Source organism: Pseudomonas sp. ADAK7, assembly GCF_012935675.1.
GTDB lineage: Bacteria > Pseudomonadota > Gammaproteobacteria > Pseudomonadales > Pseudomonadaceae > Aquipseudomonas.
Genome location: NZ_CP052861.1, coordinates 2,793,990 through 2,820,884, shown reverse-complemented (window position 1 = coordinate 2,820,884; position 26,895 = coordinate 2,793,990). Strand labels below are relative to the sequence as shown.

General features: G+C 61.2%; 27 protein-coding genes. 14 read left to right on the top strand and 13 right to left on the bottom strand.

Translation table 11 applies throughout. The annotated features are described in order from the left end of the window. Positions 1-51 precede the first annotated feature (51 nt). From HKK53_RS13115 to HKK53_RS13095, 5 genes are all read left to right on the top strand, one after another. A complete protein-coding gene (locus HKK53_RS13115; protein WP_169371166.1) occupies positions 52-1,701 on the top strand; it encodes a phosphoethanolamine transferase in 1,650 nt (549 codons plus the stop codon). Between the two features lie 73 nt (positions 1,702-1,774). Then, positions 1,775-2,437: a class I SAM-dependent methyltransferase gene (locus HKK53_RS13110; protein WP_169371165.1), complete on the top strand. Its 663-nt coding sequence runs from the start codon at positions 1,775-1,777 to the stop codon at positions 2,435-2,437. 123 nt (positions 2,438-2,560) lie between these two features. Beyond that, complete coding sequence (gene rnd / locus HKK53_RS13105) at positions 2,561-3,694, top strand: ribonuclease D (protein ID WP_169371164.1); 1,134 nt, start codon at positions 2,561-2,563, stop codon at positions 3,692-3,694. Next, positions 3,691-3,984, top strand: coding sequence for a YcgL domain-containing protein (locus tag HKK53_RS13100; protein WP_133837473.1), 294 nt, complete (start codon positions 3,691-3,693; stop codon positions 3,982-3,984). The genes rnd and HKK53_RS13100 overlap by 4 nt, the downstream gene beginning before the upstream one ends. A 109-nt stretch (positions 3,985-4,093) precedes the next feature. After that, positions 4,094-5,026, top strand: coding sequence for a D-2-hydroxyacid dehydrogenase (locus HKK53_RS13095; protein WP_169371163.1), 933 nt, complete (start codon positions 4,094-4,096; stop codon positions 5,024-5,026). Positions 5,027-5,077: 51 nt separating this feature from the next. On the opposite strand, the gene HKK53_RS13090 is transcribed toward HKK53_RS13095, so the two are convergent. Then, positions 5,078-5,671, bottom strand: a complete 594-nt coding sequence (locus HKK53_RS13090; RefSeq protein WP_169371162.1) for a nitroreductase family protein — start codon at positions 5,669-5,671, stop codon at positions 5,078-5,080. Positions 5,672-5,950: 279 nt separating this feature from the next. On the opposite strand from HKK53_RS13090, the gene HKK53_RS13085 reads away from it, so the two are divergent. Then, positions 5,951-6,400, top strand: a complete 450-nt coding sequence (locus HKK53_RS13085) for a YcgN family cysteine cluster protein (protein ID WP_169371161.1) — start codon at positions 5,951-5,953, stop codon at positions 6,398-6,400. A 36-nt stretch (positions 6,401-6,436) separates the two neighbouring features. Then, positions 6,437-7,666, top strand: a complete 1,230-nt coding sequence (locus HKK53_RS13080) for a hypothetical protein (protein ID WP_169371160.1) — start codon at positions 6,437-6,439, stop codon at positions 7,664-7,666. 121 nt (positions 7,667-7,787) lie between these two features. Here HKK53_RS13080 and HKK53_RS13075 read toward each other — a convergent pair whose 3' ends face one another. The 5 genes from HKK53_RS13075 to HKK53_RS13055 all read right to left on the bottom strand — a co-directional run bounded on the left by HKK53_RS13075 (position 7,788) and on the right by HKK53_RS13055 (position 14,743). Further along, complete coding sequence (locus HKK53_RS13075) at positions 7,788-8,165, bottom strand: YgaP family membrane protein (RefSeq protein WP_169371159.1); 378 nt, start codon at positions 8,163-8,165, stop codon at positions 7,788-7,790. A gap of 79 nt (positions 8,166-8,244) precedes the next feature. Next, the gene (locus HKK53_RS13070) at positions 8,245-8,715 is read right to left on the bottom strand and encodes an RNA methyltransferase (protein WP_169371158.1); all 471 of its coding nucleotides are present in this window, start codon (positions 8,713-8,715) and stop codon (positions 8,245-8,247) included. A gap of 236 nt (positions 8,716-8,951) precedes the next feature. After that, positions 8,952-10,370, bottom strand: coding sequence for an efflux transporter outer membrane subunit (locus HKK53_RS13065; RefSeq protein WP_169371157.1), 1,419 nt, complete (start codon positions 10,368-10,370; stop codon positions 8,952-8,954). Continuing rightward, positions 10,354-11,517 carry an efflux RND transporter periplasmic adaptor subunit gene (locus HKK53_RS13060; protein ID WP_169371156.1) on the bottom strand — a complete coding sequence of 388 codons (1,164 nt, stop codon included), beginning with the start codon at positions 11,515-11,517 and terminating at the stop codon, positions 10,354-10,356. The genes HKK53_RS13065 and HKK53_RS13060 overlap by 17 nt, the downstream gene beginning before the upstream one ends. Then, entirely contained in the window at positions 11,510-14,743 is a 3,234-nt protein-coding gene (locus HKK53_RS13055) for an efflux RND transporter permease subunit (RefSeq protein WP_169371155.1), read from the bottom strand. Before HKK53_RS13055 ends, HKK53_RS13060 begins: the two co-directional genes overlap by 8 nt. 227 nt (positions 14,744-14,970) lie before the next feature. On the opposite strand from HKK53_RS13055, the gene HKK53_RS13050 reads away from it, so the two are divergent. Continuing rightward, complete coding sequence (locus tag HKK53_RS13050; protein ID WP_169371154.1) at positions 14,971-15,375, top strand: PA0061/PA0062 family lipoprotein; 405 nt, start codon at positions 14,971-14,973, stop codon at positions 15,373-15,375. Between the two features lie 45 nt (positions 15,376-15,420). Continuing rightward, the gene (locus HKK53_RS13045) at positions 15,421-15,831 is read left to right on the top strand and encodes a PA0061/PA0062 family lipoprotein (RefSeq protein WP_169371153.1); all 411 of its coding nucleotides are present in this window, start codon (positions 15,421-15,423) and stop codon (positions 15,829-15,831) included. A 296-nt stretch (positions 15,832-16,127) separates the two neighbouring features. On the opposite strand, the gene HKK53_RS13040 is transcribed toward HKK53_RS13045, so the two are convergent. The 4 genes from HKK53_RS13040 to HKK53_RS13025 form a co-directional block, all read right to left on the bottom strand. After that, entirely contained in the window at positions 16,128-16,811 is a 684-nt protein-coding gene (locus tag HKK53_RS13040; RefSeq protein ID WP_169371152.1) for a response regulator transcription factor, read from the bottom strand. Between the two features lie 213 nt (positions 16,812-17,024). Continuing rightward, positions 17,025-17,879, bottom strand: a complete 855-nt coding sequence (locus tag HKK53_RS13035; RefSeq protein ID WP_169371151.1) for a hypothetical protein — start codon at positions 17,877-17,879, stop codon at positions 17,025-17,027. 183 nt (positions 17,880-18,062) lie between these two features. Further along, positions 18,063-18,434, bottom strand: a complete 372-nt coding sequence (locus HKK53_RS13030) for a YajD family HNH nuclease (RefSeq protein ID WP_133839269.1) — start codon at positions 18,432-18,434, stop codon at positions 18,063-18,065. A 48-nt stretch (positions 18,435-18,482) separates the two neighbouring features. After that, the gene (locus tag HKK53_RS13025; protein WP_123410584.1) at positions 18,483-19,169 is read right to left on the bottom strand and encodes a spermidine synthase; all 687 of its coding nucleotides are present in this window, start codon (positions 19,167-19,169) and stop codon (positions 18,483-18,485) included. A gap of 88 nt (positions 19,170-19,257) precedes the next feature. On the opposite strand from HKK53_RS13025, the gene HKK53_RS13020 reads away from it, so the two are divergent. Continuing rightward, positions 19,258-19,548, top strand: a complete 291-nt coding sequence (locus tag HKK53_RS13020; RefSeq protein ID WP_169371150.1) for a hypothetical protein — start codon at positions 19,258-19,260, stop codon at positions 19,546-19,548. On the opposite strand, the gene HKK53_RS13015 is transcribed toward HKK53_RS13020, so the two are convergent. Then, complete coding sequence (locus HKK53_RS13015; protein WP_133839266.1) at positions 19,545-20,018, bottom strand: cyclic nucleotide-binding domain-containing protein; 474 nt, start codon at positions 20,016-20,018, stop codon at positions 19,545-19,547. The genes HKK53_RS13020 and HKK53_RS13015 overlap by 4 nt on opposite strands. Before the next feature lie 282 nt (positions 20,019-20,300). Then, a complete protein-coding gene (locus tag HKK53_RS13010) occupies positions 20,301-22,355 on the bottom strand; it encodes a S9 family peptidase (protein ID WP_169371149.1) in 2,055 nt (684 codons plus the stop codon). A gap of 100 nt (positions 22,356-22,455) precedes the next feature. Here HKK53_RS13010 and HKK53_RS13005 point away from each other — a divergent pair, with 100 nt between their 5' ends. From HKK53_RS13005 to HKK53_RS12995, 3 genes are read left to right on the top strand one after another with little or no spacing between them, the layout of a single operon-like run. After that, positions 22,456-22,953, top strand: a complete 498-nt coding sequence (locus HKK53_RS13005; RefSeq protein ID WP_169371148.1) for an MFS transporter — start codon at positions 22,456-22,458, stop codon at positions 22,951-22,953. 32 nt (positions 22,954-22,985) lie between these two features. Continuing rightward, positions 22,986-23,762 carry a class II glutamine amidotransferase gene (locus HKK53_RS13000; protein WP_123507702.1) on the top strand — a complete coding sequence of 259 codons (777 nt, stop codon included), beginning with the start codon at positions 22,986-22,988 and terminating at the stop codon, positions 23,760-23,762. Positions 23,763-23,773: 11 nt separating this feature from the next. After that, positions 23,774-24,316, top strand: a complete 543-nt coding sequence (locus tag HKK53_RS12995) for a DUF2937 family protein (protein WP_169371147.1) — start codon at positions 23,774-23,776, stop codon at positions 24,314-24,316. A 168-nt stretch (positions 24,317-24,484) separates the two neighbouring features. Here the strand turns inward: HKK53_RS12995 and HKK53_RS12990 are convergent, their stop codons facing one another. Further along, positions 24,485-25,399 (bottom strand): LysR family transcriptional regulator, encoded by a 915-nt coding sequence (locus HKK53_RS12990; protein ID WP_169371146.1) that lies wholly within the window; start codon positions 25,397-25,399, stop codon positions 24,485-24,487. Positions 25,400-25,546: 147 nt separating this feature from the next. On the opposite strand from HKK53_RS12990, the gene HKK53_RS12985 reads away from it, so the two are divergent. Continuing rightward, on the top strand, positions 25,547-26,833 hold the full coding sequence (locus HKK53_RS12985; protein WP_169371145.1) for an MFS transporter: 1,287 nt from the start codon (positions 25,547-25,549) through the stop codon (positions 26,831-26,833). Positions 26,834-26,895: the final 62 nt, after the last annotated feature.

Genomic DNA, 26,895 nt, shown 5'->3' with positions numbered 1-26,895 from the left:
AAATTTTCACATTTTGCCGGCGGCACTTCTTTTCAGGATTAGTCAATTCGCATGTTGAAATTCAAAGCCGTGCGCCCCGAGTGGGTGACACTGATTGCCAGCGCCTTTTTATTGTTCGGGTTTAATCTGGTTCTCTGGCAGCACCTGTTCGATATTACTTCCTCGAACGCCCAGGGCATCGTCATGCGCGTGGCGTTTGGCGTCATGGTGTTCGGCGCGTTCAACATGGTATTGACCCTGCTGGCGTTCCGGCCCCTGCTCAAGCCGCTGCTGACGTTGATCTTCTTGGTCAGTGCCGGCGTGGCGTACTTCATGAGCCAATATGGCGTGCTGATCGATGCCGGCATGTTCCGCAACTTTGCCGAAACCAATGCCACGGAAGTTCGCGACTTACTGTCGATAAAGTTGTTGGCTTATATTGTTGTGCTCGGCGTTTTGCCATCGTGGTTACTGTGGAGAACCCCGATCAGTTATCGCGCCTGGCATCGTGATCTATTAAGTAAAGTGCTGGTCAGTGTTGCGTCTGCGGCGGTGATCGGTGGCGTGGCGTTGATTAACTATCAGGGCTTGTCGTCATTGTTTCGCAATCACCATGAACTGCACCTGATGGTGGTGCCGAGCAACTACATCGGTGCTTCGGTCGGTTATCTGCGTGAACAGGTAGTGTCCGCACGACAACCCTTCGTCAAGATCGGCGAGGACGCCCGCAAAGACCTGACCTGGCAGACCCACGGCCGCAAATCCCTGACGGTGCTGGTGGTCGGCGAAAGTGCCCGGGCCGAGAACTTCGGCATCCTCGGCTATGACCGCGACACCACCCCCAAACTCAGTAAAGAAGCCGGCCTGATCGCCTTCACCGACGTGCATTCCTGCGGCACGGAAACCGCCGTGTCGGTGCCGTGCATGTTCTCCAACATGGGCCGCAAGGACTACAGCGCCAGCAAGGCCAAGAACGAAGAAGGCTTGCTGGATGTGCTCAAGCGCGCCGGTCTGGACGTAATCTGGCGCGATAACCAGTCAGGCTGCAAAGGCACTTGCGACCGGGTCACCATGGATGACGTCAGCAACTTGAAAGATCCGGTGCTGTGTTCCAGCAGCGAGTGCCGCGATGAAATTCTGCTGCAAGGTTTGCAGCACTTCATCGACAGCCTGGACAAAGATACCGTGCTGGTCCTGCACCAGATGGGCAGTCACGGCCCGGAATATTTCAAGCGCTACCCGAAAGAGTACGAACACTTCACCCCGGTGTGTGAAAGCAACGCGCTGAACAATTGCAGCCGCGACAGTATCGTCAACGGCTACGACAACACGCTGGTGTACACCGACCACGTGCTGTCGACGCTGATCGATCTGTTGCGTAGCAACCAGGACAAAGTCGATACCGCGATGCTCTACCTGTCCGACCACGGCGAGTCCCTGGGCGAGTACAACCTGTTCCTCCACGGCACGCCGTACATGATGGCGCCGGAGCAACAGAAACACGTGGCCATGCTGGCGTGGTTCTCCGACAGCTATCAACGCTCGTTCTCGGTGGACACTCATTGCCTGCAGATGAGCCGGGAAAAACCCCTGAGCCAGGACAACTTGTTCCATTCGATGATTGGTCTGCTGGAGGTCGACAGCAAGGTCTACAACCCGGACCTGGACATGTTCGCTGGCTGCCGCGCGCCAGTGATTGACGGAGTGCTGGCCAAAAAATGAGGGTTTCGACTTATTTTTCACAGGCCGGTCGCTAACCTGCGCGCGGTAGATCTTCCAACAAGAGCCCCTGTCTATGTCTGCGCTGCCCCCATCCGCCATCGAACTTGAGTTCGCCCGGCGCTACGATCAGGAACACGCACGCGTCTGCCTGCAGCCGCAACCCCGTGGCCTGGCCGGGCGTCTGGCGTTCTGGCGCGTCGAGCAGTTGGTGCGCAACGCGCTCAAGGTTGCCGGTGAACCGGGTTTGCTGCTGGACGTGGCTTGTGGTGTCGGGCGTCTCTGGCCGGTGCTGGCCGAGCACGGCAACCGCGTGATCCTGGCGTCCGATCCGTCCCAGGACATGCTCGATCACGCCCGCACTCATCATCCGCAGCAGCTGCTCGAGCGGATCAAGACCTTCCAGAGTTCGGCGTTCACCATCGGATTGTCGGCGAACGCGGTCGACAGCATGATTTGCATGCAACTGTTTCAACATATCGCCAGCCCTGAACACCGGTTGGCCATGTTGGGGGAGTTCCACCGCGTCAGTCGCGACACGGTAATTGTCGCGGTTCGCCTTCAAAGCCGCTTGCGGCGCCGACCGTCCGCTGCCGAGGGCGCTACGCCCAAGCCACTGGCGAATAAGGCTATGGTGGAAGCTGAGTTCAGGCAGGCGGGGTTCAGCCTGCTCAGTCATCAGGACTTCTTTCCCGCTTGCGCGCGGATGCGGGTCTACGTGCTGCGCAAGACCGGTTAACCTCCCTTCGTCAGACGCTTCTTGCTCTTTTGTAGGTGTTTTCGCTAAAGCTCTTGTGCAGTGGATGCGCGGAAATCGCCGGGGGCGATATATACTGCGCGCCATTCTTCAAGGGAGAGCCGTGTGGCCATCGATATTCACTGGATTCGCGACAACGATAGCCTCGGTCAGTTTTGCGCCGAGTGGCAAAACCTGCCATTCGTTGCCCTCGACACCGAATTCATGCGGGTCGACACCTTTTATCCGATTGCCGGCCTGTTGCAGATCGGCGATGGCGTACGCGCTTACCTGATTGATCCGCTGACCATCGACAACTGGCAACCCCTGGCCGCGCTGCTGGAAAACCCGGCCGTGGTCAAAGTCGTCCATGCGTGCAGCGAAGACCTAGAAGTTCTGTTGCGCCTGACCGGCAGCCTGCCGGCGCCGCTGTTCGACACGCAACTGGCCGCCGCTTATCTGAACCTCGGTTTTTCCATGGGCTACTCGCGGCTGGTGCAGGAAGTGCTCGGCATTGACCTGCCCAAGGGCGAGACCCGTTCCGACTGGCTGCAACGCCCGCTGTCCGACACCCAGATCAGCTACGCCGCCGAAGATGCCCTGCACCTGGCGGAAGTGTACGTACGCCTGCAACCGAAGCTGTCCGAAGACAAATACAGCTGGGTGCTGGAGGACGGCGCCGAACTGGTGGCCAACCTGCGCCGCGAGGTCGATCCGTACGAGGTCTATCGCGAAGCCAAACTCGCCTGGAAACTCTCCCGCGCCCAACTGGCGGTATTGCGTGAACTTTGCGCCTGGCGCGAGCACGAAGCCCGCGCCCGGGATCTGCCGCGCAACCGCATCGTCCGTGAGCATTCCCTGTGGCCGCTGGCACGGACGCAACCGGACAACCTCGGCGCGTTGGCGAAAATCGAAGACATGCACCCGCGTACCGTGCGTCAGGACGGTGAATTCCTGCTTGATCTGATCAAGCGTTCTGCCAGTGTGTCGCCGGATCAATGGCCGCCGGCCGTGCCGGAGCCGTTACCGGTGGACGCTGCCACGCTGATCAAACAACTGCGGGCCATCGGCCAGGCCGAAGCCGAACGCCTGAACATCGCGCCAGAACTGATGCTGCGCAAGAAAACCCTGGAAGCGCTGCTCAAGAGCGGCTACCCCAATGGGCCTTACCAATTGCCTGATTCGCTGCGTGGCTGGCGCCGCGAATTGATGGGCCAGGCGCTGCTCGACAGCCTGGCCACCGCCGGAGAACAGCCTTGAAACGTATTTGCTCCATCTATCGCAGCCTGAAGAAAAACGAGATGTACCTCTATGTGCTCAAGAGCGATGCACTGGAGCGCGTCCCGGAATCGCTGATGGCGGCGTTCGGCAAGCCGCATCACGCCTTCGACCTGGTGCTGAGCCCCGAGCGCAAACTGTCGCGCGAAGACATCACCGTGGTCCTGGAAAACCTTGAGAAACAGGGTTACCACTTGCAGATGCCGCCAGCCGAGGACGAGTACATCGAACACTTGCCCGAAGAGCTGCTGCGACGCAACGACCCGATGTGAGCGGCGGACAGGTTCTGTTCAGAGCCTGTATGAAACACTGGAATGATTTTGGCGACGGCCGCCGCGACAGAGCGGCGGCCGTTTGCACTGTTTTCGAAAGGTTTGAACCATGCGCGTTCTGATTGCTGAACACGACCACCCTGTGTACGCCCAACTGTTGCGTCAGGCTGCGCCTGAGCTGGAAGTGCTGACCAGCGGTGACTCCGCCGAACTGGCCCGCCAGGCAGCGGATTGTCCGATCTGGCTGGGCCAGCCGGACTTGCTGGCCAACCTGCTGCGTCAGGGCCACCAGCCACAATGGCTGCAATCGACCTGGGCCGGCATCACGCCGCTGCTGGCCGACGGCCTGCCACGCCACTATCGCCTGACGCGGGCGGTGGGGATTTTCGGCCAGGTCATGGCTGAATACGTGTTGACTTACATGCTCGGCCACGAGCGCGAAGTGCTGGCGCGATTGGTCAGCCAGGTCGAGCGCAAGTGGGACAACCGCCTGGGCCAGAGCCTGGCGGGGCGCAAAGTGTTGATCGTCGGCACCGGCGACATCGGCCAGACCGTGGCGCAGTTCCTCGTGCCGTTTGGCGTCGAGTTGTATGGCATCGCCAGCGAAGCGCGGGAGCAGGCGCCGTTTGTCGAAGTGGGCGCGCTGACTGACTTGCCGCGCCTGGTGGGTGAAGTGGATTACGTGATCAATCTGCTGCCCAATACGCCGAATACCCACGACCTGTACGACGCGGCGCTGTTCAAGCAATTCAAGCCGACTGGCGTGTTCATCAACGTCGGGCGCGGCGTGGCGGTGGTTGATGCGGACTTGGTGGAAGCCTTGAAAGAAGGGCATCTGGCGGGCGCGGTGATCGACGTCTGCCGTCAGGAGCCACTGCCACAACGCCATCCGTTCTGGACCGCCTGGGGCTTGCTGTTGACCGGCCACAGTTCGGCACCAACCTCGCCATCGATGATGGTGAACCTGTTTGTCGAGAACCTGCGGGCGTACGAGGCGGGTGAAGCGTTGCGCGGGGAAGTGGATTTCAATCGCGGGTACTGAACCCACGATGATCGTTCCCACGCAGAGCGTGGGAACGATCAGGTTCGGGGCTTAGAGGGTGAAGGTGCCTTCTGCCGCGAGTTCGCTCAACGGTCGACGCGGGCTCGGTTCCTCCCGCGCTTGCAGGTATTCCGCCAGGGTTGCCTTGTCGCCCAGCTTGCCAACGGCCACCGCGGCATGCAGCGCATAACCCTCGGGAATGTTCAGCTCTTTGCGCGTCAGTTCCTGGTCGAAACCGGCCATGCCGTGGGTGTGCCAGCCGCTGAGGCTCGCTTGCAGCGCCAGGTGGCCCCAGGCCGAGCCGGTGTCGAAGGTGTGCCACAACGCCGGGGTTTCTTCGGTGGCGCCCGGTGCGGTGAAGGTGGTTTTCGAGATCACGATCACCAGCGCCGAGGCGTGTTGCGCCCAGCCGCGGTTGAATTCGTTCAGCAGACCGAGGAAGCGCTCCCAGTTTGGCGTGTCGCGACGGGCGTAGAGAAAGCGCCAAGGCTGCGAGTTGTAGGCCGACGGCGCCCAGCGCGCGGCTTCGAAGAAACTCAGCAGGGTTTCTTCCGGGATGGCTTCGCCGGTAAAGGCCCGTGGCGACCAGCGATCGGTGAACTGTGGGTGAATGGCATATTCGGCAACGCGTGGATTGGCACTCATGCAAAGATTCCTTGCTAGATTTGAGTCGGAGTCGAAGTAAAAACCAGCGGCCACAGTTGAGCTGAGCGATGAGGTTTTCGTGAGCCGTGGCAGTTCACCGGAATGCAACGCGGTTGCGCGTTAATGGCCTTCGGGTTTGGCTCGTTGCGACTGGCAAAGCTACTTCGCGGCGCGGCAACTGACAAGTGAAGTTCTACCGACAGTCGCCAGCGCTTGGCCCGCAAGGCCTTGGGCACTAGACTGGCGGCCTTTTCACCACCTGATGTTGATGCTTGAGCCATGGTTGCCAAAGTCGAACCGTTCTGGAAACGCAAAACCCTCGATCAACTCGATTCGCAGGAATGGGAATCGCTGTGCGACGGCTGTGGCTTGTGCTGCCTGCAAAAGCTCGAAGATGAAGAAGACAACAGCGTCTACTACACACGTATCGCCTGCAAACTGCTGGACCTGAACACCTGCCAGTGCACGGATTACCCGAACCGTCGCGAGTTTGTGCCGGACTGCATCCAGCTCACGCCGGGCAAGGCTGAAGAATTCCGCTGGCTGCCGCCGACCTGCGGCTATCGGCTGGTCAGCGAAGGCAAGGACTTGCCGCTGTGGCATCACTTGGTGTGCGGCGATCGCGATGCGGTGCACCACGAACGTATTTCCCAGTCCGGGCGCATGCTCGCCGAAGGCAGCGTGCCGGAAGATGACTGGGAAGATCATCTGATTTTCCGCGCGGGTTAAAGGTCCACCGGGCTAACGTGTCACGAAGGAGTGTGTATGGCTGTGGGATTGCGGCTGGCGTTGGCCGTCGGGGCATTGGCCCTGAGTTCGTCGGTGTGGGCGGCGAAGAAGGTCGATCTGGATTATCACGTGCGCCTGTTGCCGCAAAGCGATCAGGCCGAAGTGCGCCTGACCCTGGCCCAAGGCTCGGCGGTGCGCAGCCTCGATTTTGACCTGGGCGACGGCAGCCACTACAGCGACTTCAAGGCCGACGGCCAATGGCAGCTCACACCGGGCAAAACCGCTCGTGGTGTTTGGCATCCGGCAGCGGACAAGGCCAGCCTGACCTACCGTGTGCACATCAGCCACGGGCGCAAGAACGGCAGTTTCGACACGCGCATGACGCCAAATTGGGCGTTAATGCGCGGCGACGACCTGGTACCAGCGGCCAAGCTCGATCAGCAGGACGGTATCGAACTGGTGTCACGCCTGGAATTCGAATTGCCCAACGGCTGGAAAAGCGTCGAAACCGCCTGGCCGCGCATCGGCAAGAACAAATTCCGCATCAATAACGTCTCCCGCCTGTTTGACCGGCCCACTGGCTGGATGCTCGCCGGCCACCTCGGCAGCCGTCGTACCCGGTTGGGCGAAACCGAAGTCACCGTCGCCTCGCCACTGGGGCAGGGCATGCGCCGCATGGACGTACTGACGTTGCTGACCTTCGTCTGGCCGCAAGCCCAGGCCGTGTTCCCGCGTCACCCAAGCAAACTGCTGATCGTCGGCGCCAACGACCCGATGTGGCGCGGCAGCCTGGCGGCGCGGGAATCGATCTACCTCAACAGCCGTTTGCCGTTGGTCAGTGAAAGCGGCACCAGCCCGCTGGTACGGGAGCTGGCCCAAGTGTTCGGGCGGGTCAACGACAGCCAGCACAGCGACTGGATCAGCGAAGGCCTGGCCGAGTATTACGCCATCGAACTGGTGCGCCGCGCCGGTGGCATGAGTGATGAACGGTATGAGAATTTGCAGAAGAAGTTGGCCAAGGACAGCCAGAAGGTGACGACGTTACGCGGTTCGCAGATCAGCCCGACGCAGATTGCCAAGGCCGTGTTGCTGCTACAGGAACTGGATCGGGAGATTCGCCTGAAGACCCGCAACAAGCGCTCGCTCGATGATGTGCAGCGCGGGGCGATGCATTTGGAGAGTGTCGATACCAAGGAATTCGTTCAACTTGCCGAGAGCGTGATTGGCGAGTCTTCCAAAGTCCTCGATACCGAGCTTTTGAACTGATCGTTCCCAGGCTCTGCGTGGGAATGCAGCCCGGGACGCTCCGCGTCCCTTTCAGCGCTGGAACGCGGAGCGTCCCTTGAGGCATTCCCACGCGGAGCATGGGAACGATCGGGGAACGGGATCAAACCCCGGTTTTAGGCGATTTCAAAGAATCATTGCCGGTAACGGTCGCGGTCTTGGTTGCCGCCTCTGCAGCCGCCTTCAACTGATTCAACTCTTCGCCCGCGCGCTGAATCTTCGCCCGCACGTTGTTCATGTCCTGACGGCTTTTCTCCAGCAGGCTTTTCACCGAGCTATGCCCGGTAATGCCACGGGCCAGGGCCACGCCGCCGATCGCCACTTGAATCAAGCCAAACACACCGCCGCGACGCAGGCCCTTGCCGACCATCACCACGCCGCCGGCCAGGGAACCGATGCGCTCCCAGCCCTCGACGTTCTGTTCGTGGTGAGTCTGGAACGGGGTGGATTCGATGCGCTCTACGCGTTTGAGTTCGCTCATGATCTGTCTCCATGCGTTCAGGAATGATAGTTAGCTGACTGCCCGGGGCGGCCGCTTGTTCCATCCAATGTGCGGTGATTCAGCGGAATTTCGACCCCGAGCGCGTATTCAATCCCTTGGCCATGCGGTCGTACAACACGACGTTGACCGTGGCCGCCAGGTTCATGCAACCGGTGGTCGGGATGTAGACCACGTCTTCGCACCAGTCGCGGATCTCTTTATCCAGCGAGCCGTCTTCCGGGCCGAAGATGTAGAGGGCGCGATCCGGATGAGTGTATTCCGGCAGCGAGCGCGCGCCTTCGACCAGTTCCACGGCGACCGGCACACAGCCGAGCGGCAGGATCTTTTTCAGGTCGTCGATGCCGATCAGCGGGATGTCGTAGTGCACGCGCTTGGTGTCGGTGACGAAGTCGGCGGCGCGCTCATAGCGCTTGCCGGTGTAGAACACCGACGCCACGCCATAACAGCCAGCGGCGCGCATCACCGAACCGACGTTCTCCGGTGACTTGGGGTTATACAAACCAATGCAGCTGTACCGTTTGTCTGCCACGAGCGGGGTGCCTTCGGGAAAAAGAGGGCGATTATACGGGGATTGGCCGGGAGCGGGCAGTTTCGGGATTGGCGGTGCCCGGACGCCGCAATCCTGTAGCAGCTGCCGAGCCTGCGAGGCTGCGTTCGGCTGCGAAGCAGTCGCAAACCCTGAAAACGCAATTTAACTGGAACACCGCATTGTCTGGTTTTACGACTGCTTCGCAGCCGAACGCAGCCTCGCAGGCTCGGCAGCTGCTACAAGGAGTGTGTCGTCGTCATCCACCCCCCACCCAACGCCACCACCAACCCGACACTCGCCTGCAACTGCCGTGTCTGCAACGTCTGCAACCGCCGCTGCGCCTGCAACGCCGAGGTCTGTGCGGTGACCACATCCAGATAATTCACCGCCCCCGCTTCATAGCTGTTCATCGCCAAGGTCTGCGTGCGCTGAGCCGCCTCGACTGCCGCTTGCTCATCCTCGGCCTCCCGTTGCAGATCGCGCAGTTGCGCGAGGTTGTCTTCAACCTCGCGCACCGCCCGCAGCACCTGACTACGGTAATGCGCAGCCGCTTCTTCAAATTCGGCCTTGGCCTGGCGCTCGTTGGCATCGAGGCGACCACCGTCGAAGATCGGCAGATTGACCAGCGGCCCCAGCGCCCAATAGCGATTGCCGGCGGCCAACAGGTTGCCGCTGCCCGCGGTTTGCCCGCCGAGCAGGCCGGTGAGGCTGAAGTCCGGGTACCACGCGGCGCGGGCGACGCCGATGTTGGCGTTGGCGGCAAATACCCGACGTTCGGCGGCCGCGATGTCCGGACGGCGTTGCAGCAGGGTGCTGGGCAGGGCGCCGGGGACCGAAGGTACGTCCAACGCTTGGTTGCTTGCACTGAGCTGGAAAACACTCGCCGGCTCACCCACCAACTCTCCAATCGCATGCTCGGCCAGATCCCGCTGCGCTCGCACATCGTCCAGTTGCGCCCGAGCCTCGGCCAGTTGGCTTTGCGCGCGGGTCAGGTCAAGTTCCGAGGCGATGGCGCCTTCGTAGCGGTCGCGGGTCAGTTGCAGCGCCTGGGTGTAATCGTCGAGGGAGCTGGCGAGAATCGTGCGCTGGGCATCCAGGCCATTGAGCTGGATATACAGCGTCGCCAATTGCTGTTGCAGGCTCAGCCGGGCGGCGGCCAAATCGTCTGCCGACGCCTGGGCCTGGGCATCGCCCGCCGCCACTTGGTTGCGAATTCGCCCCCATAGATCGAGGTCGAAGTTCAGCGCAAACCCGGCGGTGTTGCTGTTGTACACCGACGGCTGATTGCTGCCGCGCAGCGGTTTGCCGTCCGACTGACGCTGGCGCAACGGTTGGGCACTGGCGGTGATTTGCGGGAACAACCCGGCATGTAATTGACCGGCATAAGCCTGCGCCGCATCAAAGTGCGCGAGAGCCGCAGCGAGGTCTGGGTTGGCCTTGAGTAATTGCTGTTGCAGGTCGTTCAGGCGTGGATCCTGATAAAGCTGCCACCAGTTCGACGTCAAGGGCGGCGTTTCTGCCAAGTGCCACGGACCGTCGCTGGTCTGTTCGCGATACTGCGCCGGCAAGTCGATAGCCGGCACCTTGTAGGTCGGCGCCATCGAACAACCTTGCAACGCCAGCGCCATGATCAGCAGCTCAAGCCTTGGGCGCATGAACACCTCCGGCGTCGGCCAGCTGCACGGCATCGCCTTCGCGCAGGGCATCCGGCGGGTTATCCACGACGCGGTCCGCAGGTTTCAGGCCTTGATCAATGACCAGCCGCTCACCCAGATCCAGACCGATATGAATGTCGCGCAAATGCACGTGGTTATCCGGGTCGAGCACCGCCACCTGCGTGCCCTGGGCCCGGAAGATCAGCGAACTGGCCGGAATGCTCACACCGTGGGTATCCGCCGGAATTTGCAGCGTCGCCTCGGCATAGTCGCCGGGCAACAACGCGCCTTCCGGGTTATCCGCGACAAACTGCGCAAGCAAGGTTCCGGAGCGCCGGTCAACAGCCGTCGAATCGCCGATCAATCGCGCGGTAAAGTGCTCGCCGGGGTGTTCCGGCACGATCAGTTCGGCTTGCATGCCGGGACGAATCACGCTGGCGTAGTTCTGCGGCACCGGCACGTACAGGCGCAGTTGATGGGTGTCGGCGATGTCGAACAGTTGCGGATCGCTGTCGTTGTCAGCCTTGATCAACTGGCCGATGTCGGTGTTGCGCGCGGTGATGGTCCCGGCGAACGGTGCACGGATGGTCTTGTAATCCTCCAGCGCCGACAGTCGCGCGTAATCGGCAGCGGCCGCATCGGCATTGGCCTTGGCAGCAGCGGCGTTGGAGCGTTTTTCATCGGCCTCCTGACGCGACACTGAATGGCTCGCCAACAGGTTTTGCCAACGGGTCGCAGTGGTCTCGGCCAGGCGCGCGTTGGCCTGTTCCTGGATCAACCGGGCGTGGGTTTGCGCCACCTGTTGATCGAGGTCCGGGCTGTCGATCTCGGCCAGAATTTGCCCGGCCTTCACATGAGCCCCGATGTCGGTTTTCCAGTCCTTGAGGTAGCCGCTGACCCGCGCATGGATCGGCGCTTTGCTCCACGCCTCCAGATGCGCCGGCAAGCGCAAGCTATCGCCATGCACGTTCTGCTGCGGCTGGAACACGCTGACCAACGGCATGGCCGCAGTTTCGGTCCAGGCCGCCACGGCTTTCTCGTGGCGAGTGCGGGCGGCCAGACCGTTGGCCACCAGCAACGCGGCCAACGTCAGGCCACCGACCCCAACCCACATCAGGCGTTTGCGCGACGGTTTTTGATTAGACATGACTGCTTTCCCCAGAAAGGTTTTCTTCAGCAATAGCGCGAGAGGATTGACGTCCGTGGACCAGGCTGAACACCACCGGCACGAACAGCAGAGTGGCGGTGGTGGCGAGGATCAGCCCGCCGATCACAGCACGGCCCAACGGCGCGTTCTGTTCTTCGGACAGGGCCAGCGGCAACATGCCGATGATCATCGCCAGGGCGGTCATGCACACCGGGCGGAACCGGGTGTAGCCGCCTTCGAGCGCAGCCTTGAGCGCGTCGCCATGTTCGGCCAGGCGTTCACGGCAGAAACTCACCACCAGAATCGAGTTGGCCGTGGCCACGCCCATGCACAGGATGGCCCCGGTCAGCGCCGGCACCGACAGCGAAGTGCCACTGAGAAACAGCATCCACACAATCCCGGCGAGCGCGGCGGGCAGGGCGGTGATGATCACGAAGGGATCGACCCAGGACTGGAAGTTGACCACGATCAGCAGGTAGATCAGCACCACCGCGCCGAGCAGGCCGAAGCTCAAACCGCTGAACGCTTCGTGCAGCGCATCGATCTGCCCGTGCAGGCTGATCACCGCGCCTTTGGGCCGCATCGAGGCCGTGTCATCCAGCACTTTCTGAATGTCCTTGGCCACGCCGCCGAGGTCGCGGCCCTGCACATTCGCGTACAGGTCGAGGGTCGGCATGATGTTGTAGTGACTGACCACCGCCGGGCTCTGCACCCGGGAAATGCTCGCCAAACCACCGAGGATCTGCGATTGCCCGTCACTGCCGGTCACCGGCAAGGCCTCCAGCGACGGCAGGCTGTCGAGGCGATATTGCGGCGTCGCGGCGACCACGCCGTAGGACACGCCGTTGGCCGGGTTGAGCCAGAAGGTCGGCGCGGTTTGCGAACTGCCAGCGAGCGACGCGACCATGCTGTTGGTCACATCGCGCTCGGTGATGCCCAGGCCATTGGCCCGCAGCCGATCGACGTTGACCTGCAACGACGGATAACCGGTGGACTGCTGGATGCGCAAGTCAGCGACCCCGGCCACATGTTGCAGACGACGTTCAAGCTCCACGGCGTAAGCACGGTTAGCCGCATCGTTCGGTCCGGAGATTTTCACGTCCAGCGGTGCCGGTGCGCCGAAGTTGAGGATCTGGCTGCTGATGTCCGCCGGCAGGAACGCAAAGTGGCTACCGGGAAAACTTTCCGGCAACGCTTCGCGCAGGCGTTTCACGTAATCGGCGGTGGGGCTGTGCTCGGCCTTGAGGCTGACCTGGATGTCACCGTCCTGCGGGCCGATGGTGCCGCTGTTGCTGTAGGCCATGTCGATGCCGCTCAGCGGGATGCCGATGTTGTCGACGATGGTGTCCAGTTGCTCGGCCGGAATGATCTCGCGGATCCGCGCTTCGATGCGGTCGAACGCCGCCGCGCTTTCCTCTATTCGTGTGCCCAGCGGCAAGCGCACATGCAGCGACAGCGCGCCAGCGTCGGTGGCGGGGAAGAAGTCCTCGCCCAGGCTTGGGAGCAGCGCAAACGAGGCGAGCACACAGGCGAGGAACCCGAGCAGGAACCGCTTGCGGTATTCCAGCGCCAGCTCCAGCAAGCCGAAATAAGTGTCCCGCAGATTGGAGAAGTGCCGCTCGAAACCCTGCTGGAAATTCAGCACTCGCTGCAGCAATGGATGATGGGTTTTGCGGTGCTGCTCGCCCTCGTGATGATTAATGAACTCATCTTCCGGATGATGACCAGGACCTTGTTCCGGCCTATGAGGTTTGAGCAGGAACATCGCCAACGTCGGCACCAAGGTTCGCGACAGAATGAAGGAGCTGGCCATGGCAAAAATAACCGCCAGCGCCATCGGCCGGAACAGGTAGCCGGCGATGCCTTGCAGGAGGAACATCGGCACAAACACGATGCAGATGCACAGCAGCGACACGAACGCGGGGCCGACAATCTGCTTGGCGCCGTCGAGGATCGCGGTCTTCACCGCTTTGCCTTGTTCCAGGTGCCAATTGATGTTCTCGATGGTCACCGTGGCATCGTCCACCAGAATCCCCACCGCCAACGCCAGCCCGCCGAGGGTCATCACGTTGAGGGTCTGGCCGCTGGCGGCGAGCAGGGCGATGGCCGACAGCACCGCCAGCGGAATCGACGCGGCGATGATCAGCGTTGAACGCCAACTGCCGAGAAACAGCAGGATCATCGCGCTGGTCAGTAACGCGGCGATGATGCCTTCCTTCGCGACGCTGCCCACCGACTGTTTGACGAACACCGAGGCGTCGCCCAGCAGGGAAGTCTTCAGCGACGGCGGCACGGTTTCGTTGATGCGCGGCAGCATCTGGCGAATGCCGTCGATGATCGACAGCGTGGAAATATTGCCATTCTTCAACGCCGGCATCAGCACCGCGCGGCGGCCGTCGACCCGCACGATATTGGTCTGCGGTGGCGAGCCGTCGCGCACGTGGGCCACCTGGCCAATGGTGATCAGCGCGCCGTCGACGGTCTTGATCGGCAGGTCGTTGAGCTCATCAATGGCTTTCGGGCTGTTGTTCAGCAGCACCGTGTATTCATTGGGCCCGAGCTTGGCGGTGCCGACCGGGATGATCTGGTTCTGCGCGGCCAACGCATTGCCGACGTCCTGGGCCGACAGCCCTTTGGCCGCCAGGGCCTGCGGGTCGAGGTCGAGGGTGATCTGGCGTTGTTTGCCGCCCATCGGCGTCGGAATGGCCAGGCCCGGCACCGAGGTCAGCGGCAGGCGGATGTTGTTCTGCACCAGGTCGCGGATCTTCGCTTCCGACAGCGTCGGGCTGGAGAACGCCATCTGCAAAATCGGCACGGTCGAGGCGCTGTAGTTGAGGATCAGCGGCGGGGTGATGCCCGGTGGCATCTGTTTAAGCACGGTCTGCGACACCGCCGTGACCTGGGCGTTGGCGGTGCGAATGTCGACGCCGGGCTGGAAGAAAATCTTGACGATGCCCATGCCCGGCAGCGATTGCGACTCGATGTGCTCGATGTCGTTGACCGTGGTGCTCAGGGAGCGCTCATAGGTGTAGATCACCCGCCCGGCCATGTCCTGCGGCGCCAGGCCGTTGTACTGCCACACCACGGCGATCACCGGAATGCCGATGTCGGGAAACACATCAGTGGGCGTACGCAGGGCCGCCATGGGCCCGATGATGCAGATGAAAATTGCCAGCACGATAAACGTGTAGGGCTTGAGCAGTGCGGTCTTTACCAGCCCGAGCATGCCGTAAACCTCCGAGGTCTTGAAATGCAATTGGCCGGCAGTCTTGCGTGTGCAACTTAAAGATTTGCCTTCACGGGGATGAAGAAATCTTTAACGTTTTCCTGAAAAACCTTTCATGGCTCTTCATTTGTCCGCGCCGCTCTAGCACGCCACTCTTCACCTCAAGCCGATGGCCCGCCGCCACACCTGGCGGCGGCATCGTCGTTCAACTTTCGAGGTGTTTTTCCATGACGCTCAAACCCCTGTTTCTGGTCCCGGGCCTGAGCCTGGTCTGCCTGTTATCGGCGTGTGCCGGGCCGATGCCCAAATCGGACCCGAGCGAAGCCTGGATCGATCTGCAACAACCGGGAAACACCAACGTGCTGGCGGAAAAGATCGATGGCCAGCGTGTTGAAGACGGACGTTATTTCGAGGTCAAGCCCGGCGTCCATCGGCTGGACGTGACGCTGATCCGCGGCACCGATGGCAACTCGGCGGAACCCATTTGCATTGGCCGCCTGGACTACAGCCACTTCCAGGCGGGTGAGCGCTACCAGCTGAATGCGTCCAACGCAGGCTTGTCGGCCAACGCCAGCCTGGTGGACTCCCACGGTAAACAGGTGGCGCAGAGCGACAGTTTTCAGTGCTCGTAGGCTCGCCGTTTCAAGGTTGTTTTTTCATGAAGGAAGGTCATTGCCATGACACTTAAACCCCTGCTGTTGATTCCGGGCCTGAGCCTGGTCTGTCTTTTGTCCGCCTGCGCCGGGCCGATGCCCAAACCCGATCCGGGCATGGCCTGGATCGGGCTTCAGGAAGAGGCGCCCAATGACATGCTGGCCGAACGGGTGGATGGCAAACGTATCGACGACGGTCGCTTCTTCGAAGTGGCCCCTGGCGCCCATGACCTGGCGGTGACGCTGTTCGAGATGCCGAGTGGCGATTCGAACCAGGAAGATTGCGAGGGCAAGGTCAGTTACCCGCAGTTCAAGGCTGGCGAGCATTATCAATTGGTGGAGTCGAGCCTGGGCGAGGAAGTCAGGGCGCGGCTTGAGGATTCACACGGCAAGCAGGTGGCGCAGACTGGTGATTTCCAGTGCATGCCCGGATAGAAATGTTGGCCATGAACCTGTAGCAGCTGCCGAAGCCTGCGTTTGGCGTGTAGCAGCTGCCGAGGCACGAGGCTGCGTTCGGCTGCGCAGCAGTCGTAAAACCTGAGCGCGCGGTCTTCCTGAAAACGCGCCGGTTGATTTCGCGACTGCTTCGCAGCCGAACGCAGCCTCGTGCCTCGGCAGCTGCTACACGCGAAACGCAGCCTCGTGCCTCGGCAGCTGCTACACGCGAAACGCAGCCTCGTGCCTCGGCAGCTGCTACACGCGGAACGCGCTGCTACAAGGGGAGGATATGCCTACAACGGTTCGGCAATCACATACCCCGACCCGCGCATGGTCCGAATCAACGGCGGCCTACCCGGCGGGTCGATCTTCTTGCGCAGACGACCGATGTGCACATCGATCAGGTTGGTGCCAGGGTCGAAGTGATAACCCCAGACCTCTTCGAAAATCATCATCCGCGACAGAATCTGCCCCGGATTGCGCATCATGAATTCCAGCAGTTTGTACTCGGTGGGCAGCAGGCTCAGCGCCTGGTTGGCGCGGTTGGCTTCGTGGCTGATCAGGTCGAGTTCGAGGTCGGCGATGCGCAGGGTGGTTTCGAACGTCTTGGCCGGGCTTTTACGTCGCAGCAACACTTCGACCCGCGCCGCCATCTCGTCGGTGGCAAACGGTTTGGCCAGGTAATCATCACCGCCGGCACGCAGGCCGCGCACCCGTTCATCGACGTCGGAGAGGGCGCTGATCATCAGGATCGGTGTCGCCACGCCAATCGCGCGCAGCGTGGTGACGATGGCCAGGCCATCCAGCTCGGGGAGCATGCGGTCGAGGGTGATCAGGTCGTAATTGCCACTGACCGCGCTCACCAGACCTTCGCGGCCATTGCTCACCCAATCCACTTCAAAGCCGTGGCTTTGCAACTCGGTGACAATTTCCGTGGCGGTCACGGCATCGTCTTCGATGGTCAAGATTCGGGACATGTCGGTTACCTATGAAGAGTTCCGGATGTCGCGATTTTGCCAATAAACGATTGCCGACTTTCTGATGAAAGTTTCATGTGCGATACAAAGGAAATGCGCTAGGCACGATGCCGTTTTAATTTGTAGGAGCAAGGCTTGCCCGCGATGGCGATCTTGAGTACGCCATCGCGGGCAAGCCTTGCTCCTACAGGTCATACAGATAAAACGCGGGGTTCACTGCGTCTTGGGCAACATCGCTTTGAGCTTGGCCATCATGGAGGCAGGCGCATTGGTGATTTTGTTGCTCTGCGGGTCTTTGCTCCCCGAGCCGCTGGTATCAACACCCGCGAGGATTTCCGCGAGGTTATTGAAGTGCCCGTCTTTTTTCTTGCCCCCGGCGACGGCATCGTCCTTGCCGTACTGGGTCAACGCGTCCTGCAAGGTCTGATGCTGGGACAACCATTCGGGTTTGGTCTTTTCCTCGGGGCTCATGTTGTCGAGGAAATTCAGCGCCGCCTTGGCCCGGCCGATCGGGTCGTTGGCGAACGGGTCTTTCCAGTTTTTCTTCTGATCCTCGGGGCCGCTGTAATGACCCGAGGCCAAGCGCTCCTGCTGTTGCATCAGGGCTTTGGCCGCTTCCTGCTCATCGCTGGAAAACTTGCCACCCTCATTGGTAGCCACGGCGTTCAGCGAACGGCGATCCAGGTCGCCCATCAACGCATTCTTGTCTTCAACGCTGCCGCTGTAAGGCTTCTCGCCGGCCTTCATCTGCGCGTACTTGTCGTCCATGCGCTTGCGCGCATCCGCGGCCACTTCCGGGAAGGTCTTGTCCTTGGAACTGGACACCGCACCAGGCTGGGTAACGCCCAGTACCAGGGCATCAGCGTTCATGCCCTTACGCACCGGAAAGAACGGCGTGTTGTTGCCGATCGAACCGCTGTAGTCGGTGGATTTTTTCGAGAGACTGACCGCGTCATCGGTCTTTGCGTCCTTGGCCGCTTGCTCGGTGGCAGCGGTTTTGGCCTTGGCTTGAGCAGCGGCGCTGTAAGCCAGCATCGCAGGGCTGTTGAAGGTTGAGGTGACGTTCATCATCGTCCACTGTCTGGCGTGTATTGATGCTGATACATCGCAAGAACGGTGCCATCTACCGTCATGGCACGTCGGACCTAAGCGGGCAGGGGCTTTTGTAACGGTTCAGACACGTTTTGTACGCGGCAAAAAAACGACATCCTTTGCCAGCAGCGGCAGCTTTTGGCCGCTGCTGGCCAAGTGTCAGTCTTCTTTCTTCATCAACCCGGCCAGCGCCGCGAATGGGTTGTGCGTGGCCTTGGCGACTTTCGGCGTGCTGAGGGAACCTTCGCTGAAGTACTGCTGGTCGGTGTAGCGCGAGTGTTCGTTGTCGTGGCAATACAGGCACAACAGTTCCCAGTTCGAGCCGTCCTGGGGGTTGTTGTCGTGGTTGTGGTCGCGGTGGTGCACGGTCAGTTCGCTCAGGCGCTTGCCGGAAAATTCACGGGCGCAGCGGCCGCACACGTGCGGGTACATCTTCAGGGCCTTGTCGCGGTAACCCATTTCCTTGTCGCGCTGGTTGTCGGCGAGGATGCGATCCAGCTTCGAGGTATTGGTCGGCGTTGACGAACTCATGGGTTCACCTTTGTAAAAGACTAATGACGGTTATGCAGTGAGTTTAGCTCAGCCCTTGAGCTTCTCGGCAATCCAGATCGTGTGGCGCGTGCCTTTGTTGCCATGGGCGAAGACCTGGACTTCCTCGGCCTTGAAACCGGCCTTCTTCAATTTATCGGAAAACTGCTTGTCGGCGCTGGCCGACCACACCGCCAGCACACCCTTGGGGCGCAGGGCCTTGGCGCAGGCGCTGAGGCCGCCGGACGAGTAGAGCCAGCTGTTGGCGCGCTGGGTCAGGCCTTCTGGGCCGTTGTCGACGTCGAGCATGATCGCGTCGAAACCCTGGGGTTCGGCTTGCAGCACCTTGGCCACGTCTTCCATGCGAATCACCGTGCGCGGGTCGAGCAGCGGGTTGCCGGCCTTCTCGCCCAACGGCCCGCGATTCCACTCGACCACGCCGGGCACCAGTTCGGCGACCACCACTTCAGCGGTCTTGCCCAGGTGCTTGAGCGCGGAGGCGAGGGTGAAGCCCATGCCCAGGCCGCCGATCAACACGCGGGAGTTCGGCCGACCAGCGACCTTGCGGCAAGGGATCTCGGCCAGGGCGTCCTCGGAGCCGTGCATGCGGGTGTTCATCAGCTGCCCGCCGTCGCCCCCCTGGATCTTGATGACAAAATCCTCGCCGTATTCGAACAGGCACAGGGCACCGCCGTTTTCAGGGATGGGGGCGGTGTCGAGTAGAACGAAACGTTTCATGGCGGGCTCTTGGAAAAAATTGGCATAAGGCAAACGGACGCGGTTGGGAGTAGCCTGCAAGCAGACAACAAGGCCAACGGAGCCATTGATGAAGCGCACCATTCTAACGGTCATTGCCTTGGCCGCGCTCTCGATAACTGCAGTGCAGGCCCAGGAGCAGCAAATCATCCCCACCAGCCCGGCGCCGATGTCCGGTTCGCCCGGCACCGCGACCCCCACGCCATACCCGCAGATCACCCCCACCAGCGTGCCCCGCACCGGGCCCGGCAGTGGTGGCCCGCCGCTTGTGCCGATCGAAATGCCCAGCCCACCATCCAAGGACCAGCCGTTGCCGGGCCTTGAGCAGAACGGCATGAAAAGCAAATCGCCGGGGGGTTAAACCTGCTGCGAGAGCAGTTGCCCATCCGCCATACGCAGGCGTTTGGACAGGGAGACGGCGAGGGCGCGGATGATCTTGGCGGCGATTTTCGGTGCGTCGTTGAGCATCTTTTCCAGCGAGTCCTTGCCGAGGTTGAGCAACTGGCAATTGCTCGCCGCCACGCAACTGGCCGAGCGCCGCTCGCCATCGAGCACAGCCATTTCGCCGAACGCCCGACCGCTGCGCAGGGTGGCCATGATCACCGTTTGCCCGTCGCTGTTGGTCTTCTGCACCGAGACCTGGCCGGTGTGGATGATGCACATGAAACTGCCAGCATCGCCCTCGTGGAAGATCTCTTCACCCTGGGCGATGGTGCTGATGCTGAAGTAGCCGGAAGCGGCGGCGAAGTCCACCGGCAGCAGTTGATCGAACAGGCCGCAGTCCATCAGCCAGTCGCGAATTTCGTTGTTCAGTAAGGTCGGTTCTGACATGTCGTCACGGTCTTTTTCTTGTGGTCTGGTGCGGGTTCGGGCCTGGTTAATGTTGTCGCCTATCCACGATCCCTTGTAGCAGCTGCCGAGGTACGAGGCTGCGTTCGGCTGCGAAGCAGTCGCAAAACCTGACCGCGCGGTCTTCCTGAAGAAACGCGTCGGCTGATTTCACGACTGCTTCGCAGCCGAACGCAGCCTCGTACCTCGGCAGCTGCTACAGGGATAGCGGGAAGGCCGTGGCCCGGTGTTTGGTCTTAAGACCGAAACACCGAGCCAAGTTCCTCAGGCAATGCCCAAAACCTGGAAAACAAATGCGTATTCGAGGGCTACGTCACGTAATCCCTGATATCGCCCGCTCATCCCGCCATGCCCTGCGCCGAGTTCGGTCTTGAGCAGCAGCGGATTGTCGTCGGTTTTGGTCGCGCGCAATTTTGCCACCCACTTGGCCGCTTCCCAATACTGCACGCGACTGTCGTTGTAGCCGGCGATCACCAACGTGGCCGGATACGCCTGGGCAGTGACGTTTTCGTACGGGGCGTAGGCCTTGATCCGATCATAGACGTCCGGTTCTTCAGGATTACCCCATTCGTCGTATTCGGTGACGGTCAGCGGCAGGTCCGGGTCGAGCATGGTGTTCAGCACGTCGACGAACGGCACCTCGGCAATCGCCGCTGCGAACAACTCCGGACGCTGATTGAGCACCGCGCCGATCAGCAAGCCACCCGCGCTGCCGCCACTGATCGCCAATTGCTGCGAAGTGGTGAAGCCATTGGCGATCAAATGCTCGGCGCAGGCGATGAAGTCGCTGAAGGTGTTGTGCTTGTGTTCCTGCTTGCCGGCGCGGTACCAGGCTTCGCCCAGTTCACCGCCACCGCGCACGTGGGCGATGGCAAATGCCACGCCACGATCCAGCAGGCTCAAGCGGGCGTGGGAGAACCACGGGTCGAGGCTTTCGCCATAGGCGCCGTAGCCGTACAGGTAAAGCGGCGTCGGTTTACCGAGGGCTTCACGTTTGACTACAAGACTGATCGGCACCTGCGTACCGTCCGGCGCGGTCGCCCACAGGCGCTGGCTGACATAGGCATCGGCGTCGAACGGGCCGAGCACCGGGGTTTCCTTCAGCACTTTCTGCTCGCCCGTGGCCAGGTCCAGCTGACGAACCTGTGCCGGGCGGTTCAACGCCTCATAACGCAGGCGGATCTTGTCGCTGACGAATTCCAGGCTGTTTTGCACATGCAGGCTGTAGGCCGCGTCCGGCAATTGCACGCGATAAGGCGCCAGGCCTTGTGGGCGCACCTCGATGATCGGCAAGCCACCTTCACGCAGGCTCAGGGTCACCGCTTCGACATTCAGGCTCAGGCCTTCGAGCATTACCGTGTCGCTGTGGGGGATCAGGTTCTGCCAATCGGCCTCGGTCGGCGCCACGCCGGTATCGGCGGCGGTGTACAGGGCGAAGTTGATGCCGTCGCGGTTGCTGCGGATGAACCAGGTCCATTGGCCATCGAGCGCGCCGTGATCGACGTCGTATTCGTGGTCTTCGACCCGTGGCGCCAGGCAAGTAAAGGCCAGGTGCGGCTGGAAAGCATCGAGCACCCAGACTTCACTGGTGGTCTTGCTGCCCAGGGACAGCAGCAGTTGCTGTTCGGAGCTGGAGCGGTAGCAATGCAGGAAGAATCGTCCGTCTGGCTCATGGAACACTTCTTCGGCGGCTGTACCGTCGAGGCGATAGCGCATCAATTTGTGCGGGCGATGGGTGTCGTCCAGTTCGCCGAAGAACAACGTCAGGCTGTCGTTGGCCCAGGTCATGCTGCCGTCGCAATCTTCGAACTCCAGTTCGCTGACACGGCCGCTGGACAATTCCTTCACGAACAGCGTGTAAATCTCATCGCCCGTGGTGTCGAGGCTGTAGCCCAGGCGCTGGTGATCCGGGCTGATGCTGAAGGCGCCGAGGGAGAAGAAGCCGCCATTGGCGAGCTCGTTCGGGTCCAGCAGCAGTTGTTCCTGGCTTTCGTCGATGTGCAGGCTGTCATCGGCCGGGCGCGGGCAGCGGTAATGGCGAGCGTATTCATCGCCCGCCGTGGTGCGGGTGTAATACAGGAACGGCCCCCACGGCGAGGGCAGGGACAGGTCGGTTTCGAGAATCCGGCCCTTGATCTCTTCGAACAGGGTTTCGCGCAATCCGGCCTGATCGGCGGTTTGTGCCTCTTGATAGCTGTTTTCGGCCTTCAGGTAGTCGAGCACCGCGTCGGTGTCGCGCTCCTGGAGCCAGGCATACGGGTCAACCCCTTCGGCCTTGCGGGCAATCGGGGCGCTGGTGACGTTGGCGGTTAAGGGCATGAAAGGCTCTCGGACGATGACAAATGATGGCCCGGCAGACGGCGAGGCAGCCTGACGCGCGAAAAGTCGTTACTATAAGCGCCTCTTTGCCTGCCTTGCCATGGACACCATGACCGAGAACGACTATCTGATCGCTTGGGGCCTCTACGCCTTTGCCGCTTTAGGCTGCCTGTTGGTGTGGATGCGCCTGACCCGCTGGATGTGGCGCTACCTGCGTGAGCCACTGCGGCTGCTCATGGCGGTGTTGCTGTTCAGCCCGACCATCATCGACCCGGTGAAGGAAAAGGTTGCCCCGGCCATTGCCATCACCGCCCTGGACCTGGCGTTCAAGGTGGGCAACAACGCCTGGCGGGCAATTTCCGACCTGTTCATGTACGGCATGATCGCCTTCGGCCTGTACCTGATTCTGGTGCTGATCCGCTGGCCGATCGAACGCGCTGCCGCGGCCCGCAAGGAACAGGCCGCCGCCAACAAGGCTGCGATCAAGCCCGACGACTATGAAGACGATCAACCGTTCGGCGTCGCCGGCGATGATCGCTACGGCCGTCCGCCAATCCCGAACAACCCCCAGCGTTCGCGCATCGAACCGCGTTTGTAACCTTGCCCCAGCGCTGAAGCGAGAGTCCGAGCATGTGTGAGTTATTGGGCATGAGCGCCAATGTCCCGACCGATATCGTGTTCAGCTTCACCGGGCTGATGCAGCGCGGCGGGCGTACCGGGCCGCACCGTGACGGTTGGGGCATCGCCTTTTATGAAGGTCGTGGGCTGCGTCTGTTCCAGGACCCGGCTGCCAGCAGTGAGTCCGAAGTGGCTAACCTGGTGCAACGCTACCCGATCAAGAGCGAAGTGGTGATCGGGCACATCCGCCAGGCCAACGTCGGCAAGGTCTGCCTGTCCAACACCCACCCCTTCGTGCGCGAGCTGTGGGGCCGCAACTGGTGTTTCGCCCACAACGGCCAGCTCGCGGACTTTGAACCGATCAAGAGTTTCTACCGCCCGGTCGGCGATACCGACAGCGAAGCGGCGTTCTGCGATTTGCTCAATCGGGTACGCGCGGCGTTCCCGGAGCCGGTAGAAATCGAAGAATTGCTGCCGGACCTGGTGGCCGCCTGCGCCGAATACCGCAGCAAAGGCGTGTTCAATTGCCTGCTCAGCGACGGCGACTGGCTGTTCTGCTATTGCTCGACCAAACTGGCGCAAATCACCCGTCGCGCGCCGTTCGGCCCGGCACGCTTGAAGGACGTCGATGTGATCGTCGACTTTCAGGCCGAAACCACGCCCAACGACGTGGTCACGGTGATCGCCACCGAACCCTTGACCGAAAACGAAACCTGGACCCGCTACGAACCGGGCCAATGGAGCCTCTGGCGACGCGGCGAATGCGTCAGCCAGGGCAAGACCGAATAAGGACTTACCCCATGTTGCTCAGTTATCTACGGCTGGTGTTGTTTGCGGCGGGCCTGTTGATCGGTGTCCAGGTGCCGGGGTTTATCAGCGACTACGGCAAGCGGGTCGAAGCGCACCTGATTGAAGCGCAGGCCGGGTTGCGCGGCTTCCAGGGCACGGCTAATGAATTTTTCAAGGGCGATATGCAGGCGTTGGTCGCGCATTACCGTGCCAGCGAAGACCCGATTTTTCGCAGCGACGCGGACAGCCTGAGCACCTTGCTCACCCGTCAGGTATCCCTGGATAAGCAGTACCAGGCGATGCAAGGCCCGTGGTACATCCGCTTCCTGCAAGTGGCGCTGGCGGCGGATCCGGACATTCGCAAGGAAACCTGGGACGGCTATAGCTACCAGATTTTGCTGACCCCGGAAGCGATGATCTGGGGCATGAGCGGCGCGCTGCTGCTGTCATTCGGCATTGAATGCCTGTTCCGGTTGATCGACTGGGTGGTGCTGGGCGGCAAACGCCTGCGCCAGAGCCGGCCGATTGAAGATCGGGATGTGCGCGGGCTCTAAAACCAAAGCACAGGCCTGTGTAGCAGCTGCCGAGGCACGAGGCTGCGTTCGGCTGCGAAGCAGTCGTAAAACCAGAACACGCGGTTTTACTTACACCCCCCGTAGCCTTATTTCACGACTGCTTCGCAGCCGAACGCAGCCTCGTGCCTCGGCAGCTGCTACGAGGATTCAGCCAGCAAGGATGATGTAACCCTCACCCACCTTGCGCGCATACCCCTCCAGCACCTGCTGACTCAACGTCACAATCTCCTCGACCCATTCCACCCCGACCCGCCACGACACCACTACTTGCAAGTTCGGTGGCCGCTGGTCGATGGCCAGCAAGGTCAATTCCCCCCGCGCCAGCTCTTCAGCCACCAGCACCGGCGGCAACGCACCGATACCAAAGCCATCGCGCAGCAACCGGGTAATCGCCGACACCGAGTTCACGCAATTCAAGCGTGGCGTCATCACGCCATTGGCCTGCATCAACGCCAGAATGTCCTGATGCGGATGGGAGTTTTTCGAATAGGTGATGATCCGCTCACGAGCCAGGTCGACCACGCCTGAATATTCGCGGTTGTAGATCGAATTGCTGGCGACGATCCAGCCCATCGGATGGCTGGCCAGTTCCAGGCTGCGCACGCTTTCCTGGCGCAGCAGGTCGGTTTGCAGGATCAGGTCGAGAAAGCCTTTTTGCAGCTGATCGCAGAGGTTCAGCGAGGTATCGGCCACCAGCTCGATTTCCACCAACGGATAGTGATCCATCATCTGCGCCACCAACGGGCTGAGCCAGGTGTGAATCACCGTGTCCATCACCCCGATGCGCACCCGCCCGACCTTGCTTGAACGGGTCTCGATCGACTGCTTCAGCGCCTGCATGGTGTCCATCATATGCTCGGCGTATTCGAGCACTTTCAAGCCTTCCGGGGTCAGGCTCACGCCCCGGGAATCGCGCAGGAACAGCTTCACCCCCAGCTCGCTTTCGAGCACGGCGATGCGGCTGGAAATCGATGCCTGGGTGGTGAAGAGCTTGTCCGCGGTCAGGCGAAAACTCTTCAGTCGCGCGACCCAGACAAAGGTCTCTAGGAACTTCAGGTTCATGTAATCAACTTTTTCTTATGCCTAGGCCGGGTTTTTATTAGTTGGACGCAGCAGGGCCGGGCGCCCAAAAATCAGGCCATCCGGTTCCCACGATAGGCGTCGTCGGGGCTCAGAACAATACCAATAAAATTAGCACGGAGATTCGCCATGAGTGCGCCCGACACCACCGCCATCCCCAAGGCCACGGCTCGCCCCGGACCTTTCGACTGGTATCGCAACATCAACAAACAGGAACGCCGCACGTTCTGGAGCTGCAAGATCGGCTATGGCCTGGACGGCATGGACACCCAGATGCTCAGCTTCGTGGTGCCGACCCTGATTGCCATGTGGGGCATTACCACCGGCGAAGCGGGGCTGATCCACACCAGCACCCTGATTGCCTCGGCCATCGGCGGCTGGGTGGCGGGGATTCTGTCCGACCGCATCGGCCGCGTGCGCACCCTGCAACTGACCGTGTTGTGGTTCGCGTTCTTCACCTTCCTCTGCGGCTTCGCGCAAAACTACGAACAACTGCTGATCAGCCGCACCTTGATGGGCTTCGGTTTCGGCGGTGAGTGGACGGCCGGCGCGGTGCTGATGGGCGAAGTGATTCGTGCCAAGGACCGCGGCAAAGCGGTGGGCATGGTGCAATCCGGTTGGGCGCTGGGCTGGGGGCTGACGGCGATTCTGTATGCGCTATTGTTCTCGGTGTTGCCGCCGGAAGACGCCTGGCGTGCGCTGTTCATCCTTGGCATCGTCCCGGCGATTTTCGTGATTTTCGTCCGCCGCCTGGTCAAGGACCCGGAGATCTACCGCGAAGCCAAAGCCAAGGAAGAACCGAGTAACCCGGCGAAGTTCTACGAGATCTTCGCCCCGGGCATCCTCTTCACCACGATTCGCGCTTCGGTGCTGACCACGGGGGCACTCGGCGGTTACTACGCAATTACCTCGTGGCTGCCGACCTTCCTGAAGAACGAGCGCGGTTTGAGCGTACTCGGCACCGGCGGTTATCTGGCGATGGTGATCGTCGGTTCCTACGTCGGCTATGTCATCAGCGCCTATTTGACCGACATCCTCGGGCGCAAGAAGAACTTCATTCTGTTCGCCGTCGGCTCGTTCACCATCGTTTTGCTCTACACCCAATTGCCGGTCAGTAACGGCGTGATGCTGTGGCTGGGCTTCCCGCTGGGCTTCTTTGCCTCGGGGATTTTCAGCGGCATGGGCGCGTTTTTGACTGAGCTGTTTCCAACGCGGATTCGCGGCTCGGGCCAGGGTTTTTGCTACAACATCGGCCGGGCGCTGGCGGCGTTGTTCCCACTGTTTATCGGTTTGCTCAGCCAGAAAGTACCGCTGAGCGTCGGCATCGGGGCGTTTGCGGCGGTGTCCTACGGGGTGGTGATCCTGGCGGCGTTGAGCCTGCCGGAGACCCGTGGCAAGCAACTCGAAGCCGAGTAACTGATAATCTGCCGGGCATGTTGTACAAGAATGTCCCGGCAGTAAAAAAAGAATATGCCTAC

Bases quoted from the DNA above. Each gene is read 5' to 3' on its own strand.
- HKK53_RS13030 (WP_133839269.1), bottom strand. From the start codon at position 18,434: ATGAGTTCGTCAACGCCGACCAATACCTCGAAGCTGGATCGCATCCTC.
- HKK53_RS13060 (WP_169371156.1), bottom strand. From the start codon at position 11,517: ATGTCTAATCAAAAACCGTCGCGCAAACGCCTGATGTGGGTTGGGGTC.
- HKK53_RS13040 (WP_169371152.1), bottom strand. From the start codon at position 16,811: ATGTCCCGAATCTTGACCATCGAAGACGATGCCGTGACCGCCACGGAA.
- HKK53_RS13010 (WP_169371149.1), bottom strand. From the start codon at position 22,355: ATGCCCTTAACCGCCAACGTCACCAGCGCCCCGATTGCCCGCAAGGCC.
- HKK53_RS13000 (WP_123507702.1), top strand. From the start codon at position 22,986: ATGTGTGAGTTATTGGGCATGAGCGCCAATGTCCCGACCGATATCGTG.
- HKK53_RS13080 (WP_169371160.1), top strand. From the start codon at position 6,437: ATGGCTGTGGGATTGCGGCTGGCGTTGGCCGTCGGGGCATTGGCCCTG.
- HKK53_RS13065 (WP_169371157.1), bottom strand. From the start codon at position 10,370: ATGCGCCCAAGGCTTGAGCTGCTGATCATGGCGCTGGCGTTGCAAGGT.
- HKK53_RS13115 (WP_169371166.1), top strand. From the start codon at position 52: ATGTTGAAATTCAAAGCCGTGCGCCCCGAGTGGGTGACACTGATTGCC.
- HKK53_RS13015 (WP_133839266.1), bottom strand. From the start codon at position 20,018: ATGTCAGAACCGACCTTACTGAACAACGAAATTCGCGACTGGCTGATG.
- HKK53_RS12990 (WP_169371146.1), bottom strand. From the start codon at position 25,399: ATGAACCTGAAGTTCCTAGAGACCTTTGTCTGGGTCGCGCGACTGAAG.
- HKK53_RS13045 (WP_169371153.1), top strand. From the start codon at position 15,421: ATGACACTTAAACCCCTGCTGTTGATTCCGGGCCTGAGCCTGGTCTGT.
- HKK53_RS13020 (WP_169371150.1), top strand. From the start codon at position 19,258: ATGAAGCGCACCATTCTAACGGTCATTGCCTTGGCCGCGCTCTCGATA.
- HKK53_RS12985 (WP_169371145.1), top strand. From the start codon at position 25,547: ATGAGTGCGCCCGACACCACCGCCATCCCCAAGGCCACGGCTCGCCCC.
- HKK53_RS12995 (WP_169371147.1), top strand. From the start codon at position 23,774: ATGTTGCTCAGTTATCTACGGCTGGTGTTGTTTGCGGCGGGCCTGTTG.
- HKK53_RS13075 (WP_169371159.1), bottom strand. From the start codon at position 8,165: ATGAGCGAACTCAAACGCGTAGAGCGCATCGAATCCACCCCGTTCCAG.
- HKK53_RS13050 (WP_169371154.1), top strand. From the start codon at position 14,971: ATGACGCTCAAACCCCTGTTTCTGGTCCCGGGCCTGAGCCTGGTCTGC.
- HKK53_RS13035 (WP_169371151.1), bottom strand. From the start codon at position 17,879: ATGAACGTCACCTCAACCTTCAACAGCCCTGCGATGCTGGCTTACAGC.
- HKK53_RS13005 (WP_169371148.1), top strand. From the start codon at position 22,456: ATGGACACCATGACCGAGAACGACTATCTGATCGCTTGGGGCCTCTAC.
- HKK53_RS13095 (WP_169371163.1), top strand. From the start codon at position 4,094: ATGCGCGTTCTGATTGCTGAACACGACCACCCTGTGTACGCCCAACTG.
- HKK53_RS13055 (WP_169371155.1), bottom strand. From the start codon at position 14,743: ATGCTCGGGCTGGTAAAGACCGCACTGCTCAAGCCCTACACGTTTATC.
- HKK53_RS13110 (WP_169371165.1), top strand. From the start codon at position 1,775: ATGTCTGCGCTGCCCCCATCCGCCATCGAACTTGAGTTCGCCCGGCGC.
- HKK53_RS13085 (WP_169371161.1), top strand. From the start codon at position 5,951: ATGGTTGCCAAAGTCGAACCGTTCTGGAAACGCAAAACCCTCGATCAA.
- HKK53_RS13090 (WP_169371162.1), bottom strand. From the start codon at position 5,671: ATGAGTGCCAATCCACGCGTTGCCGAATATGCCATTCACCCACAGTTC.
- HKK53_RS13025 (WP_123410584.1), bottom strand. From the start codon at position 19,169: ATGAAACGTTTCGTTCTACTCGACACCGCCCCCATCCCTGAAAACGGC.